This is a genomic window from Sphingomonas sp. (genome assembly GCF_032114135.1).
Lineage (GTDB): Bacteria > Pseudomonadota > Alphaproteobacteria > Sphingomonadales > Sphingomonadaceae > Sphingomonas.
Map to the genome: position 1 here is coordinate 1,583,619 of NZ_DAMCTA010000001.1, position 14,434 is coordinate 1,598,052.

Genomic DNA, 14,434 nt, shown 5'->3' on the forward strand with positions numbered 1-14,434 from the left:
ACAGCGATGAACCGCCTCGCCTTGTTCGATTGCGACGGCACGCTGGTGGACAGCCAGGCGAGCATCTGCCTCGCCATGGAGCATTGCTTCGCCGGCCAGAAGCTGGAGCCGCCCACCCGCGATGCGATTCGTCGCATCGTGGGGCTCAGCCTGGTCGAGGCGATCGCCCAATTGCTGCCGGCGGCGGAGGATGACCTCCACCGCCACCTCGCCGAGGAATACAAGCGCGCCTATTTCGCGCTGCGCACCGCCGGCCATATCGAGGACGAGCCGCTCTATGACGGCATCCTCGAGGCGATCGAGACGCTGGACGCGAATGGCTGGCTGCTCGGCGTCGCCACCGGCAAGTCCGATCGGGGGCTGATCCGGGTGCTGGAGGCGCATGGCCTGCGTCAGCGCTTCGTCACGCTCCAGACCGCCGACCGCCACCCCTCCAAGCCGCACCCCTCGATGATCGAGGCCGCCATCGCCGAGGCGGGCGCGGCGCCGGAGACGACGGTGATGATCGGCGACACCAGCTTCGACATGGCGATGGCGGTTGCCGCCAACGCGCTCCCCTTGGGTGTTGCATGGGGCTACCACACCCCCCATGATCTCCACGCGGCCGGCGCGGTGCGGGTCGTGGAGCATGCGTCGGCGATCCCGGCGCATCTGGAGGCCCTGTGACAGACGCCGATCGCCTTGCGCGCAATCGCTATTTTCTGATGATGGGCGCGAACTGCGTCGGCGTGGCCGGCGCGGTGCTGGCGCTGCTGATCCTGGGTCGCGCCAAGACCAACGAGTTGACGATGCTGGGCATCGCGCTGATGCTCGCCTCGTTCTGGTTCATGGCGGCGGTCCCCCGGATGCTCGCTCGCCGCTGGAGGACACCCCCCGAAGCATGAAACGTTTCTGGAAGACCGTGACGATCGTCGACGGCGCCATCGAACTCGACGGCCGCCCCGTCCGTACCCCCGCCCGCGCAGCCCTGCTGCTGCCGACGCCGCAGCTGGCCGAGGCCGTGGCCGAGGAATGGCGCAGCGTCGGCGAGGAACTTGATCCGCGCGCGATGCCGCTGACCGGGCTCGCCAACGCCGCGATCGACCAGATCGCGCCGAACCCTGCGCCGTTCGCGGAGGACCTCGCCCGCTATGGCGAAAGCGACCTGCTCTGCTACCGCGCCGAGCTGCCCGAACCGCTGGTCGAGCGCCAGGCCGCGCAATGGGACCCGCTGCTCGACTGGGCGCGCACTCGCTACGACGTGCATTTCGAGACGACGGCTGGTATCATGCATCGCGCCCAGCCGCCCGCGACGATCGCGCGGTTGCAAGAGGTGGTCGCCGCGCTCGACACGTTCCGGCTCGCGGCGCTTAGCCCGCTGGTGACGATCAGCGGGTCGCTGGTCGCAGCGCTGGCGCTGCTCGAAGGCGTATCCGATCACGAGACGGTGTGGCGCGCTGCCATGCTCGACGAGGATTGGCAGGCGGAGCAATGGGGCGAAGACGAGCTGGCCACCCGCGCCCGCAATATCCGCCGTGCCGACTTCGACGCGGCGGTGCGCTTCCTCAGCCTCCTCTGAGACGCCTCAGAGGACGTCGGACGATTCGCCGGTGGGATCGCCGCGCTTCATCAGCCCGCGGATAAAGCCGATCAGACCGGTCTGGCGCGAGCGCTTGAGCCGCTCGGCCTTGAGGATGGTGTGGACGGCCTCGAAGCACTTGTCGGCATCGTCGTTGACCAGGACGTAATCATAGCCGTCCCAGTGGCTCACCTCGTTCGAGGCGCGGGCCATGCGGTGGGCGATCACCTCGGGCGAGTCGGTCTGGCGGCCTTCGAGGCGGCGGTGGAGCTCGGCCATCGAGGGCGGCAGGATGAACACGCGGACCACGTCCCCGCCCATCGTCTGGTGGAGCTGCTGGGCGCCCTGCCAATCAATGTCGAACAGCATGTCTCGGCCGGTGGCGAGCACCGCGTCCACGGGCCCCTTCGGCGTGCCGTAGCGATGCTTGAAGACGTGCGCCCATTCGATGAAATGGTGCTGCGAGACCATCTCGCGGAACCGGTCGACACTGACGAACGTATAGTCGACCCCGTTCACTTCGCCCGGCCGCGGCTCGCGCGTGGTCACCGAGACGGAGACGGCGAGATCGGGTTCGGCTGCCAGCAGCTTGCGGGCGATAGTCGACTTGCCGGCGCCCGAGGGCGAGGAAAGGACAAACAAAACCCCGCGGCGATGGAATCCATGCGGGTCGTTCTGGTGCGTATGGGCCATGCGGGCCTTTGGCGTAGCGGCACCCGGGCCGTCAAGCCCGGGCGCCGTTTCGAGCTTACGCGCCGAGGCCCGTATCGGGACCGTGCTCGGTGGTCAGCTTGCGCTTGAGATAGGCCGCGCCCACCGCGCCCGCGCCGAGCACGAACGCTGCGGGCACCACGCGCTTGGCGACTTCCCAGGTCGCGACGCCGACCGCCGCGCCCACCGCCCCGCCTTCGCCGTCGCGCCGGTCGATCTTGCTGCCGATCCAGCCTGCAATCAACTTGCCGATCATTGTCTTCTCCTTCCCCGCAAGAACGGCGGTGCGGCGGCGGCGTTCCCACCGCTCGCCGCGCCCGATCAACGGCCGATCATCGTCTCGGGCTTCACGAACTTATCGAAGGTCGCGCTGTCGACAAGGCCGAGCGCCAGCCCGGACTCTTTGAGGGTAAGGCCTTTCTCGTGCGCGTTCTTGGCGATCTTTGCCGCGGCATCATAGCCGATGGCGGGGGCGAGCGCGGTGACCAGCATCAGCGAGCGATCGACCAGTTCCTTGATCCGCGCCTCGTTCGCCACCGCACCGTCCACCGCACGTTCGGCGAAGTTGGTCATGCCCACCGACATGAGGGTGATCGAGCGCAGCAGGTTCGCGCCGATCAGCGGCTTGAACACGTTGAGCTCGAAATGGCCCTGCATGCCGCCGACGGTGACGGCCATGTGGTTGCCGATCACCTGCGCCGCGACCATCGTCAGCGACTCGCTCTGGGTCGGGTTGACCTTGCCCGGCATGATCGAGCTGCCCGGCTCGTTCGCCGGCAGTTCCAGCTCGCCGAGGCCCGAGCGCGGGCCGGAACCCAGCAGGCGGATGTCGTTGGCGATCTTGGTGAGTGAGACGGCCAGCGTGTTGCAGACCCCCGACAGGTTCACCAGCTGGTCCTTGGTCGCCAGCATCTCGAACTTGTTGGGCGCCGAGACGAAGGGGAGGCCCGTGATCTTGGCGATCTCCGCCGCCACGTCCTCGGCATAGCCCGGCGGCGAGTTGAGCCCGGTGCCCACCGCGGTGCCGCCTAGGGCCAGCTTGAAGATGTCGAGCTCCAGCACGCTCTGGAACCGCGCCCGCGCCGAGGCGAGCATCGCGACATAGCCGGAGAATTCCTGCCCGAGCGTCAGCGGCGTCGCGTCCTGCAGATGGGTGCGGCCGATCTTGACGATGTGATCCCAGTCGTGCGCCTTGCGGTCGAGCGCGGTGTGCAGCCGCTCCAGCGCGGGAAACAGGTCGAGCGTCACCGCGCGCGCCGCGGCGATGTGCAGCGCGGTCGGGAAGCTGTCGTTCGACGACTGCGCCATGTTGACGTGATCGTTGGGGTGGATCGGGCTCTTGCCGCCGCGATTTCCCGTGAGGATTTCGTTGGCGCGGCCGGCGATCACCTCGTTGACGTTCATGTTGGTCTGGGTGCCGCTGCCGGTCTGCCAGATCACCAGCGGGAACTGGTCGTCGAGCTTGCCGTCGATCACTTCCTGCGCGACTTGGTCGATCACCTCGGCGATCTTGGGGTCCAGCCCATGCTTCACGTTCACCCGCGCCGCGGCCTGCTTCACGATCGCCTGGGCATGGACGATGCCGATCGGCATCCGCTCCTCGGGCCCGAAGGGGAAGTTCTGGATCGATCGCTGGGTCTGGGCGCCCCAATAGGCGTCGGCTGGAACGTCGATCGCGCCGATCGAGTCAGTTTCGGTGCGCGTGCCGGTCATGTGCTTCTCCGCTTTGTTTGTGCGCGATGTAGGCCCCCTGCCCCGCCCCACAACCCGTACGAAGGTTGGAGTTTCAGCCGCACCGGCCAACCTCCGGGAAACACTTGGTAACTTGCATTCCGGTGAAGGCAGCGCGCAAAGACGCGATGCCACCGGCGACAACAGCCGGGGCAACCGCAGGAGAAGAGCCATGATCCCGTTGATTCTGGGGCTGCTGCTCGCCGCCCCCTTTTCCGAGATCGCGCACAGCGTGCGCATCGATCATGACAGCGGCCCGGTCCATGCCGACTATCGCATGCGGGTCGACGTCCGCCACCAGCAGCTCGGCGTCGCCGGTCCCGGCGGCCGCGCCTCGACGCTGCGCTGCCGCTGGCAGGCCGATCTGGTGGTCGATCGCCAGGCGCGCCACGCCGCCGGCACGCTCCAGCGTGCGCTGCGCCAGGAAAGCGTCGCGGCCGGCAGCCGTCCCGGCTGGTGCACCGCCAACCGCGCGGTAATCGCCAAGGACGTTGCCAGCGCCACCAAGGACGTGCGAGGCGCGGTCGAGGCGCTCGCCGGCCAGGATGCCGAGATGCTGCGCGCCGAACTCGATCATATAGGACGTGTAAACACCTGATGCGTATCCCCATTGCCGTTGCCGCCTTCGCCGCGCTCGCCCTTCCGCTCGCTGCCCAGGCCCAGGTGCTGCCCAAGGTTTCGGGCGGCGTCGAACTTTCGACCGACGAGAGCCGCCGCGGCCTCAGCTGGAGCGAGAACCAGCTGAGCGCCTCGGGCGACCTGTCCGCCGGCATCCTGGGCTTCGATGCTTCGGCGCGCGTCGCGATGGTGCGCGAATCGAGCCGCCATGCGGGGGCCGACACGGTGTTCGATCTGGAGGCCGGCCGCGGTTTCGACATCGGCGTGTTCAAGCTGCGCGGCTTCGTCACGGGCCATGTCTTCACCGGCGCGGCGCGCGCGATGGACTATGTCGAGGTCGGTGCGGACGGCAGGTTCTCGCTCGGGCCGCTGCAGTTGAATGGCGGCGCGACCTACGCGCCGGACCAGGGTCCGATCGGCGGCGACAATCTCTATCTGCACGCGGGCGCCGCGGTGGGCGTGCCCTCGACGCCGTTCACCGTGTCGGGATCGATCGGCCACACTACCGGCAGCACCGATGACCTTCGCGCCGCGCGGCTGCGCCCGACCGGCGACTATACCGATTGGCGGATCGGCTTGGAGCATGTCACCGGGCCGCTGACGCTCGGCGTCGATTATGTCGGGACCGACATCGACACCAATCGCGCGGTGTCGTCGCCCTATGCGGACCTGCAGCACAGCGGCAACCGCGTGCTGGGGCGCGCCCGGCTTTCGTTCTGAAAACACGCCACTCCTCCCCCTAGACGGGGGAGGATAGCGTAGCTTGGCGCTTTAGCGCCTAGCGCAGCTTGGAGAGGGTGAGCGGCTGCGCAGCAGCCGCGCGATTTGCCATGCAAATCGCCCCCTCTCCCTCCCATCGCCAGAGGCGATGGGCCCCTCCCTCCCCCGCAAGGGGGGAGGGCAAGAACAGCCACCTACCGCTGCTCCGCACCCGGCACGGCGACATCGGCCACCGCCGTCGCCTCGTGCCCGCTGGCGAAGTGCAGCGTCAGCGGCACCTTCTCGCCGGCGTGGACATTGGGCACCAGCCCGAACAGCATCACATGCTTGCCGCCCGGCGCGAACTTCACCTCGGAGCCCACAGGCAGGTCAAGGTTGGCGATTTGGGCCATATTGGCCATGCCCGCGGCATTCTTGGCGCTTTCGTGCATCTCCGCCTTGTCCGCCGCACGGGTCGACACGCCGACCAGCGTCTCCGCCTCGCGCCCGCCGTGCAACGTGAAATACGCCGCCCCCGGCTGGCCCGCCACCGCAGGCAAGCGAATCCAAGCGCCATCGACCTTTACGCCGTCTGCCTGGGGCGAACACGCCCCCAGCCCCAGAACCGCTACAAGTCCCGCCAGAGTGCGCATTCGGCATCCTCCCTCTTTGATTTGGGAAATCTTGTAGAAACCCGGGCGTCTTGCGGCAAGGCACGACGCACCTATATCCCCCCTCGGACATCTGGACGGCGGCCGCCTCTTCTGGGGCCGGCATCCGGATAACGCTTATGAACCCTTTTGTTTCGATTGTGGGGGCCAACGAGGACCATGGCTAAAGTTATCGGTATCGACCTGGGCACGACCAACAGCTGCGTTGCTGTGATGGAAGGCGGCAAGCCCAAGGTCATCGAGAATGTCGAAGGCGCACGCACCACGCCGTCGATCGTCGCCTTCGCCAAGGATGGCGAGCGTCTGATCGGCCAGCCGGCCAAGCGCCAGGCGGTGACCAACCCGGACAACACCATCTTCGCAGTGAAGCGCCTGATCGGCCGCCGCTTCGACGACCCCGTGACCAAGAAGGACACCGAGCTGGTGCCCTACACGATCGCGCGCGGCACGAACGGCGATGCGTGGGTCAAGGCCGGCGGCGAAGAGTATAGCCCGTCGCAGATCTCGGCCTTCATCCTGCAGAAGATGAAGGAAACCGCCGAGTCGTACCTCGGCGAGAGCGTGACGCAGGCCGTCATCACCGTGCCGGCCTACTTCAACGACGCCCAGCGCCAGGCGACCAAGGACGCCGGCAAGATCGCGGGCCTCGAAGTGCTGCGCATCATCAACGAGCCGACGGCCGCGGCGCTCGCCTATGGCCTCGACAAGGACAACAACAAGACCATCGTGGTCTATGACCTTGGCGGCGGCACCTTCGACATCTCCGTGCTGGAGATCGGCGACGGCGTGTTCGAAGTGAAGGCGACGAATGGCGACACCTTCCTCGGCGGCGAGGATTTCGACAACAAGATCGTCGATTACCTGGCCGACCAGTTTAAGAAGAAGGAAGGCCTCGACCTCCGCACCGACAAGCTGGCGCTGCAGCGCCTGAAGGAATCGGCCGAGAAGGCGAAGATCGAGCTGTCGTCGGCTGCGACGACCGAGATCAACCTGCCCTTCATCACCGCCCGCATGGAAGGTGGCGCGACCACCCCGCTGCACCTGGTGGAGACGATCACCCGCGCCGATCTGGAGCGTCTGGTCGATGATCTGATCAAGCGCACCCTCGAGCCGTGCCGCAAGGCGCTGGCCGATGCGGGCGTCAAGGCCGAGGCGATCGACGAAGTCGTGCTCGTCGGCGGCATGACCCGCATGCCCAAGGTCCGTCAGGTTGTGAAGGACTTCTTCGGCAAGGAGCCCCACACCGGCGTGAACCCGGACGAAGTCGTCGCCATTGGTGCTGCGATCCAGGCCGGCGTGCTCCAGGGCGACGTCAAGGACGTGCTGCTGCTCGACGTGACCCCGCTGTCGCTGGGCATCGAGACGCTGGGCGGCGTGTTCACCCGCATGATCGACCGCAACACGACGATCCCGACCAAGAAGTCGCAGGTCTACTCGACTGCCGATGACAATCAGCAGGCGGTGACGATCCGCGTCTTCCAGGGCGAGCGCGAGATGGCGGCCGACAACAAGATGCTCGGTCAGTTCGACCTCGTCGGCATTCCGCCGGCGCCCCGCGGCGTGCCGCAGATCGAAGTTACCTTCGACATCGACGCGAACGGCATCGTCAACGTGTCCGCCAAGGACAAGGGCACTGGCAAGGAGCAGCAGATCCGCATCCAGGCCTCGGGTGGTCTGAACGACTCCGACATCGAGCAGATGGTGCGCGATGCCGAGAAGTTCGCCGAAGAGGACAAGAAGCGTCGTGCCGCGGCCGAAGCCAAGAACAACGCCGAGAGCCTCGTCCACACCACGGAGCGCCAGCTCCAGGAGAATGGCGACAAGGTCGATGCGTCGCTGAAGGGCGAGATCGAGGCAGCGATCGCCGAGACCAAGTCGGCGATCGAGAGCGGCGATGCCGATGCGATGACCGCCAAGGCGCAGGAGCTCGCCCAGGTGGCGATGAAGCTCGGCCAGGCGATCTACGAGAAGCAGGCTGCCGAAAGCGCCTCGCCGAACGCGGGCGGCACCGCTCCCGGCGGCGAAGCCGGAGCCGAGGACGTGGTCGACGCCGAGTTCTCGGAAGTGGACGACAACAAGGCGTAACGGATGCCCCTCCCTCTCCCCGCCGGGGAGAGGGCCGGGGATTGGGGGGAGCGGGCATGATCGGTGCGATCCGGCATCGGCATAGTTCCTCTCCCCGTCCCCTGATGGGGAGAGGGCTTGCTGGATGACCACCGAAGTCGATTATTACGAACTGCTCGAAATCGAGCGCACCGCGGACGATGCGACGATCAAATCGTCCTACCGCAAGCTCGCGATGAAATATCACCCGGACAAGAATGCCGGGTGCAAGGATTCCGAGGCGAAGTTCAAGGCGATCAGCGAAGCCTATGACTGCCTGAAGGATCCCCAGAAGCGCGCGGCCTATGACCGCTTCGGCCATGCCGCCTTTCAGAACGGCGGCGGCGGCCATCATGGCGGCCAGGGCGATTTCGGCGCGTTCAGCGACATTTTCGAAAGCGTGTTTGGCGAGTTCATGGGCGGCGGCGCGCGTGGCGGCGGCCGGCCCCAGCGGCGCGGCGCGGACCTGCGCTACGACATGGAAATCTCGCTCGAACAGGCGTTCCACGGCCATTCGACCGACATCACCATCGACGTCTCGGGCCCCTGCGACAGCTGCCACGGCTCGGGCGCCACGCCCGGCACCAAGGCCAAGACCTGCACCACCTGCGCCGGCCACGGCAAGGTGCGCGCGCAGCAGGGCTTCTTCATGGTCGAGCGCACCTGCCCCGCCTGCCACGGCGCCGGCGAGGTGATCGCCGAACCCTGCCGCACGTGCCGCGGCGAGGGCCGGACCGACAAGACCAAGACGCTCAAGATCGAGATTCCGCCCGGCGTCGACGAAGGCACCCGCATCCGCCTGACCGGCGAGGGCGAGGCCGGCGCGCGCGGGGCACCCGCGGGCGATCTCTACATCTTCCTTCACGTGACGCGCCATTCGCTCTACGAGCGGCAGGGCACGACGCTGTACGCCAATGCGCCGATCAGCTTCACGACGGCGGCACTGGGCGGCGAGATCCGCATCCCGGGGCTCGACGGCGAGGAGCATGTGATCAAGATCCATGCCGGCACCCAGTCCGGCCGCGAGATGCGCCATCGCGGCGCCGGCATGCCGGTGCTCCAGGGCCGCGGCCGCGGCGACCTGGTCGTGCGGCTGGAGGTGGAGACGCCGACCAAGCTCAGCGGCCGCCAGCGCGAACTGCTCGAGGAATTCCGCAAGACCGAGACGGGCGAGGAATGCCCGCAGTCGAGCGGGTTTTTCGCCAAGCTGAAGGCGGCGCTCGGTTGATGCCGGGCGCCTTCCTCGCATGACCCCGCGTGAACTGCTCGACACCGCCGACGTCCCCGGCGGCGAACCGCTGCGGCTGTTCCGCCGGGGCGACGATCACATGATCGTGCTCGAACGCAACGAGCTGATGAACAGCCGGATGAGCGGTTCGGAAGAAGCGCTGGCGGTGATGACGCTCGAACGGCTCGGCAAGCGCGAGGCGCGGGTGCTGATCGGCGGTTATGGCATGGGCTTCACGCTGCGCGCCGCGCTGGCGGTGCTCGGCGGCAACGCCAAGGTGACGGTGGCCGAGCTCGTCCCTAAGATCGTCGACTGGGCCCGCGGGCCGATGGCGGCGCTGACCAACGGGTGCCTGGACGATCCGCGGGTGAAGATCGTGTTCGACGATGTCGGCCGGGTGATCGCCGATGGCCAGAACGCCTATGACGCGATCCTGCTCGACGTCGACAACGGCCCCGACGGGCTGACCCGGGTGGGCAATGACAGCCTCTATTCAATGCGCGGGCTCGATTCGGCGCGCCAGGCGCTCCGCCCCGGCGGCATCCTCGCGGTGTGGTCGGCGGCGCCGGACGCGCCCTTCGCGCGTCGAATGCGCGACAGCGGGTTCCAGGTGGAGGAAGTCGCGGTGCGCGCCCGCCAGAACGGCAAGGGTCCGCGGCACGTCATCTGGTTCGGCCAGCGGCGGTGAAGCGACCGCGGCGTGTCGCGCCGCGGCCAGGCGTCAGATCGAGTTCGCGGTGACAGCCGAGGCGCGCGCGGGATTGCCGACGACCGTGGTGCCGGCCGGAACGTCTCTCGTCACGACACTGCCCGCGCCGACGATCGCATCGTCCCCGATCGTCACGCCGGGAAGGATGATGGCGCCGCCACCGATCCAGACGTTGCGCCCGATGACGACGGGCCGACCGAATTCGAGCATTTGGGCCCGGGCCGTTGCATCACGCGGATGATCCGCCGTGAGGATCTGCACGCCCGGCCCGATCTGCGTGCCGGTGCCGATACGCACCGTCACCACGTCCAGGATGATGCACCCGAAGTTGAGGAACACCCCGTCGTCCAGACGGATGTTGTAGCCATAGTCGCAGTGGAACGGCGCCCGCACGGTGACGCCGGCGCCGACATGGCCCAGTCCCGCAACCAGCAGCGCATGCCTGTCCTCGGCCGATTGCGCCGGTGCCGCATTGTACCGCGCCATCCAGTCCTGCGCGCGCGCGGCATCGGCAGCCAATTCGGGGTCGGCCGCCATGTAGAGCTCGCCCGCGAGCATCTTCTGTTTCTCGCTCTTCGGCATCAGCTGAGGTCGTGCAGGTCTTTGCCGAGCGGCGGGGTGATCCGCAGATCGGAGAAGCGGATCGCCAGCCCCTCGCGCTCGGGGGTGCAGGCCATCGGCCCCACCTGATACGACGCCGCGACCGGAAACGGGGCAAGCCGCACCAGCGGCCAGCTTTTGCCGTCTGCGGATACCTGCAGGCGCAGCACGCCTTTTTCGACCGTGGCGCGCATCCAGAAATCCTGTGCGTCATGTTCATAGGGACCGGTCGCCCAGTCCGACCGGCCATCCGTCAGGACGCTACTCAGCATCGCGCGGCCGTCCGACAATTCGATACCGGCCTTGACCCAGCGCCGTTCGTCGACGCGAACCATGATGCCGGCCTGATCGTAGAGCTCCTGATACTGGCCCCGAACGCGCAGTTGCGCGGTGAACGCCGCGGGAGCGGTGAAGCCGAGGAAATGCCCGCTGTCGCGCTGGAAGCCGTAATGCGTCTCCTGCCAGAAATCGCTGCCCTTGTCGGTGACCAGTGACAAGTCGCCAGCGGTATCCACCGACCACGTCCTTGGTTCGTTGAGCCAGCGCCCGTCCTTGCGTCCAAGCACCGATTTGCCCGTTGCCTGCGCCTGTCCCGGCCCCGTTGCCCCGGCAACCGCCAGAGCGGCCGCGCCACCCAATATCGTTCTGCGGTTCACTACATCCTCACTCATGTGCGACAGGCCTAACCGAATGTGACGGCTTTTATGTACAAATGTACATACCGTTGCAAGCGGGATGGATCAAGGAAGCATGGAAAGCGGCAGGCGGAACGACCCGGCACGACGACAGCGGATCGTCGACGCGACTCTGGAGGTGATCGCTGCGCACGGCGTGGCGGCAACGACTCATCGCCGGATCGCCAGCGCGGCAGGCGTCCCGCTGGGATCGGTGACCTATTATTTCGAAACGCTCGAAGCGCTGATAACCGCCGCCTTTCTGCAACTGGCGGCGCAGTCCTCCGACCTGTTCAGTGCGCGCTTGCGTGCAGCCGACGGCCGTGCCGCAGCGATCGATGCGGTTGTCGACATCATCGCCGGCACGATCTGGGCCGAGCCACGGACCTTGCTGCTGAGCTACGAGCTCTACGCCTTCGCGGCGCGGCACCCGGCGGTGAGCGCGGTGATGCAGCAATGGATGGATAACAGCCGCGCTGCGTTGGAGCGCTTTTTCGACCCGTTGACAGCACGCGCGCTCGACGCGCTGGTCGAGGGGATCGGAATCCACAATTCGATCGACCGGGCGCCGCTGGATCGCCAGGCGATCCGCACCATCGTCGAGCGTGTCGCCGCAGCCTGACACCTGTGCCGGCTCATCCCGTCTGCGGAACGACATCCCCGCCTCGTGCATTCCGAAGGGCGCATGTTTCCAGAAGGAAGTCCGACGATGTCCGATACGCCCGAAACCACCAGCCTGCTCGTCACCGCCCGCGTCGAAGGACTCAAGGTCCGCAGCCGGGACGGCGATTCATTGGGGCAGGTGCAGGCGTTCATGGTGGAGAAGGGCAGCGGGCGCACGCTCTACGCGGTGCTCAGCCTCGGCGGCTTTCTCGGCATGGGCAAGAGCTACTACCCCCTGCCTTTCGAGCTGATCTCGTACGACGTCACCGGTGACGACTATGTCGTCACGATCGACCGTCGCGTGCTCGAAGGCGGCCCGAGCTGGGCGAGCAACGCCCCCGAATTCACCCAGGCCTATGCGGACCGGGTGTCCAACTATTACGGCCTTTCCGCCGCGCGGGTGGACCGCGTGCCGCTGGATTGAGGGGATAACAACCCTCCCCTGCAAGGGGAGGTGGCACGCCGAAGGCCTGACGGAAGGGTGTAAACGCCGGTTGCGGGAACCTACGCAACAACCGGCGACACCCCTCCACCACCGCCTCCTGCGGCGGTCCCCCTCCCCCTCCGGGGGACGATCTAGGGCTCACCCTCGCCGAAGGCGCTTGGCGATCCGATCCGCACCCAACCGCCGCGCCGCGCGCTTGGCCAGCGCCACGCCACCATCGAAGCCCGCCAGCGCCGCGACCAGCATCCGGTTGGTGAGGGTAGGCCGCAGCAGCAGCAGGTCGACGCACACCACCCCGCCGCTCGCCATCTGGCGCTTGTGCTGGCCCTCGCCCTCGGTGAAGTCGAACCAGGCGAAGCGCCCTTCATTGAACAGCTCGCGCAGCGCCGCCAGTTGCAACACCCCACCGGGTGACAGTGCGGCAAGCTCCGGGTCGTGCCCGACATGGGTGTAGACCAGCGTGTCCCCCACGGCGGGACAGCAGAGATAGGCTGCGGGGCGCCCGTCCAGCAACAGCAGCCATGCCCGTACCGCATCCGCCGCCGCCAGCCGCTGCAGCGCCGCCAGATCGTCCGGCAACCCGGCACCGAGCAGGCGCTCCTGATAGGTCCGCGCCGAGAGCGCGCGGGCGAGCGGGTGGAAGACCGCCATCTCTGCGGGCGTGCGATAGCAGCGCACCTCGCCCCCGAGCCGCTTCGCCTTGCGCTTCAGCCCCTGCCGGGTGTTCGCCGAAAGCCCGGCGAACCACGCGTCGAACCCCAGCGCCAGGTCCACGTAAAAGCGCGTGTAGCGCTGCCGCACGAACCCCAGCATCCCGCCGCCGGGCAGCGCCTCGCACGCCGCCTCGGGCAGCGAGGTCACCAGATAGCCCTGCGCCTCGGCCGGCAGCGACGGCAGCGACGGCAGCGACGGACAACGCCCCGCCCGCGCCTCGGCCAGCGTCAACGGCACCCGCACCAGCCGTCGCCGCACCGTCACGAGTGTCCGAGCGCCGACCATGAACCGCAGCGGCACCATCTGCGCCGCGCTCACCCCGTCCGCTCCTCGACGAGATTGGACCAGAGCTGCTCGGCCTGGCGCAGCCGGGTGCGCAACAGGCTGGGCGACAGCGGCGCGTCCTCCTGGTCGAGCGCCAGCGAAGGCCGATCGGCGAAATGCGCGGTCGGTAGCAGGTCGCGCCGCGCGGCCAGCATGCGGCACAGCGCCTCGAAGCGGCGGACGTGCACGGCGTTGGGGCGCGTACCCCCGCGATTGGCGAGCTCGAAGCCATGGCTCACGATCGTCACCGCGGCGTGGCGCTGCGCCACGGCATGATCGAGCGCAGCCCGCATCTCGCGCACCGACAGCGCGCAGATCTGGAAATGGCGGAGCTGGGTGCCCGCATCGATGAGTGTCACCGGCACCTCGATCACGCCCTGGTGCGGCACCGGCGCGATCCGCCGTGGCGACAGGCCAATGCCGCTCGGCCAGGGATGTTCGGAGCCGTTGTGGCTCGAATCATAGGCAAAGCCCTCGGCCGCCAGCGCGGCCAGCGTCGCGTCGTTGGCCGCATAGCTGCCGCCGCGGAACGCGATCGGCGCCGGCGCGCCCGCCTCGATCAGCAGCGCGCGGGCTTGGCGGATCAAGGCGCGCTGCTCCTCGGCGCCGTAATCGACGAGATCGAACCGTGCCGGCATCTTGGCGCGATCCGCCGCGCTCGCCCCGGTCCAGTTCGGGTGGAGGTGCAACTGCACCTCCTGGCCGCCCGCGCGGATCGCCCGCACCACCGCCGCAATGGGTTCGAGCCCATGGACCAGCGCCGGCATCGGATCGACGAAGAAGCAGGCCTTGAGCCCATGCGCCGCTAGCCGCTCGAGCTGCCAGCCGACGCCCACCCCGGCGGGCTCGAACGAGCGCGCCGCCATCTCCGCCAGATCGAGACCGGCGACGTGGTGGCGCCACATCAGCTCGGTATCGATCGTCAGGAAGACTTGGGTGGGCATGCAGGCACGTCTCGCAACCGTCCCGGAGACGGGGACCATCGT

The 14,434-nt window shown here is 67.8% G+C and carries 18 protein-coding genes; 10 read left to right on the plus strand and 8 right to left on the minus strand.

Annotated elements, in window-relative coordinates:
- Window positions 1-6 precede the first annotated feature (6 nt).
- Genes RT655_RS07475 through RT655_RS07485 form a run of 3 tightly spaced genes read left to right on the plus strand, consistent with a single transcriptional unit; the run spans window position 7 to window position 1,558 of the window.
- Complete coding sequence (locus RT655_RS07475; RefSeq protein ID WP_313535849.1) at window positions 7-666, plus strand: HAD-IA family hydrolase; 660 nt, start codon at window positions 7-9, stop codon at window positions 664-666.
- A complete protein-coding gene (locus tag RT655_RS07480) occupies window positions 663-884 on the plus strand; it encodes a hypothetical protein (protein WP_313535850.1) in 222 nt (73 codons plus the stop codon). Before RT655_RS07475 ends, RT655_RS07480 begins: the two co-directional genes overlap by 4 nt.
- Window positions 881-1,558 (plus strand): ATP12 family chaperone protein, encoded by a 678-nt coding sequence (locus RT655_RS07485; RefSeq protein ID WP_313535852.1) that lies wholly within the window; start codon window positions 881-883, stop codon window positions 1,556-1,558. The genes RT655_RS07480 and RT655_RS07485 overlap by 4 nt, the downstream gene beginning before the upstream one ends.
- A gap of 6 nt (window positions 1,559-1,564) precedes the next feature.
- Here the strand turns inward: RT655_RS07485 and gmk are convergent, their stop codons facing one another.
- The 3 genes from gmk to fumC all read right to left on the minus strand — a co-directional run bounded on the left by gmk (window position 1,565) and on the right by fumC (window position 3,982).
- Entirely contained in the window at window positions 1,565-2,251 is a 687-nt protein-coding gene (gene gmk / locus RT655_RS07490; protein WP_313535854.1) for a guanylate kinase, read from the minus strand.
- A 55-nt stretch (window positions 2,252-2,306) separates the two neighbouring features.
- Window positions 2,307-2,525, minus strand: coding sequence for a hypothetical protein (locus RT655_RS07495; RefSeq protein WP_093294653.1), 219 nt, complete (start codon window positions 2,523-2,525; stop codon window positions 2,307-2,309).
- 65 nt (window positions 2,526-2,590) lie between these two features.
- A complete protein-coding gene (fumC, locus tag RT655_RS07500; RefSeq protein WP_313535855.1) occupies window positions 2,591-3,982 on the minus strand; it encodes a class II fumarate hydratase in 1,392 nt (463 codons plus the stop codon).
- A 190-nt stretch (window positions 3,983-4,172) separates the two neighbouring features.
- Between fumC and RT655_RS07505 the strand changes: the two genes are divergently transcribed.
- Both RT655_RS07505 and RT655_RS07510 read left to right on the plus strand, forming a co-directional pair.
- Window positions 4,173-4,598 (plus strand): hypothetical protein, encoded by a 426-nt coding sequence (locus RT655_RS07505; RefSeq protein WP_313535856.1) that lies wholly within the window; start codon window positions 4,173-4,175, stop codon window positions 4,596-4,598.
- The gene (locus tag RT655_RS07510; protein WP_313535857.1) at window positions 4,598-5,338 is read left to right on the plus strand and encodes a TorF family putative porin; all 741 of its coding nucleotides are present in this window, start codon (window positions 4,598-4,600) and stop codon (window positions 5,336-5,338) included. The genes RT655_RS07505 and RT655_RS07510 overlap by 1 nt, the downstream gene beginning before the upstream one ends.
- A gap of 194 nt (window positions 5,339-5,532) precedes the next feature.
- Here the strand turns inward: RT655_RS07510 and RT655_RS07515 are convergent, their stop codons facing one another.
- Window positions 5,533-5,970, minus strand: coding sequence for a copper chaperone PCu(A)C (locus RT655_RS07515; protein WP_313535858.1), 438 nt, complete (start codon window positions 5,968-5,970; stop codon window positions 5,533-5,535).
- Between the two features lie 177 nt (window positions 5,971-6,147).
- On the opposite strand from RT655_RS07515, the gene dnaK reads away from it, so the two are divergent.
- From dnaK to RT655_RS07530, 3 genes are all read left to right on the plus strand, one after another.
- Window positions 6,148-8,073, plus strand: coding sequence for a molecular chaperone DnaK (dnaK, locus tag RT655_RS07520; RefSeq protein WP_313535859.1), 1,926 nt, complete (start codon window positions 6,148-6,150; stop codon window positions 8,071-8,073).
- A gap of 124 nt (window positions 8,074-8,197) precedes the next feature.
- The gene (gene dnaJ / locus RT655_RS07525; protein ID WP_313535860.1) at window positions 8,198-9,319 is read left to right on the plus strand and encodes a molecular chaperone DnaJ; all 1,122 of its coding nucleotides are present in this window, start codon (window positions 8,198-8,200) and stop codon (window positions 9,317-9,319) included.
- Window positions 9,320-9,338: 19 nt separating this feature from the next.
- Entirely contained in the window at window positions 9,339-10,007 is a 669-nt protein-coding gene (locus tag RT655_RS07530; protein WP_313535861.1) for a spermidine synthase, read from the plus strand.
- A 33-nt stretch (window positions 10,008-10,040) separates the two neighbouring features.
- Here RT655_RS07530 and RT655_RS07535 read toward each other — a convergent pair whose 3' ends face one another.
- Together RT655_RS07535 and RT655_RS07540 are read right to left on the minus strand one after the other, a co-directional pair.
- Window positions 10,041-10,610, minus strand: a complete 570-nt coding sequence (locus RT655_RS07535) for a sugar O-acetyltransferase (RefSeq protein WP_313535862.1) — start codon at window positions 10,608-10,610, stop codon at window positions 10,041-10,043.
- Window positions 10,610-11,299: a DUF1349 domain-containing protein gene (locus RT655_RS07540; RefSeq protein WP_313535863.1), complete on the minus strand. Its 690-nt coding sequence runs from the start codon at window positions 11,297-11,299 to the stop codon at window positions 10,610-10,612. Before RT655_RS07540 ends, RT655_RS07535 begins: the two co-directional genes overlap by 1 nt.
- 79 nt (window positions 11,300-11,378) lie before the next feature.
- Here RT655_RS07540 and RT655_RS07545 point away from each other — a divergent pair, with 79 nt between their 5' ends.
- Together RT655_RS07545 and RT655_RS07550 are read left to right on the plus strand one after the other, a co-directional pair.
- The gene (locus RT655_RS07545) at window positions 11,379-11,924 is read left to right on the plus strand and encodes a TetR family transcriptional regulator (RefSeq protein WP_313535864.1); all 546 of its coding nucleotides are present in this window, start codon (window positions 11,379-11,381) and stop codon (window positions 11,922-11,924) included.
- An 87-nt stretch (window positions 11,925-12,011) separates the two neighbouring features.
- Window positions 12,012-12,389 carry a PRC-barrel domain-containing protein gene (locus tag RT655_RS07550; RefSeq protein WP_168845226.1) on the plus strand — a complete coding sequence of 126 codons (378 nt, stop codon included), beginning with the start codon at window positions 12,012-12,014 and terminating at the stop codon, window positions 12,387-12,389.
- Window positions 12,390-12,548: 159 nt separating this feature from the next.
- Here RT655_RS07550 and RT655_RS07555 read toward each other — a convergent pair whose 3' ends face one another.
- Together RT655_RS07555 and RT655_RS07560 are read right to left on the minus strand one after the other, a co-directional pair.
- Window positions 12,549-13,442, minus strand: coding sequence for a GNAT family N-acetyltransferase (locus RT655_RS07555; RefSeq protein ID WP_313535865.1), 894 nt, complete (start codon window positions 13,440-13,442; stop codon window positions 12,549-12,551).
- Window positions 13,439-14,392 carry a polysaccharide deacetylase gene (locus RT655_RS07560; protein WP_313535866.1) on the minus strand — a complete coding sequence of 318 codons (954 nt, stop codon included), beginning with the start codon at window positions 14,390-14,392 and terminating at the stop codon, window positions 13,439-13,441. The genes RT655_RS07555 and RT655_RS07560 overlap by 4 nt, the downstream gene beginning before the upstream one ends.
- Window positions 14,393-14,434 lie beyond the last annotated feature (42 nt).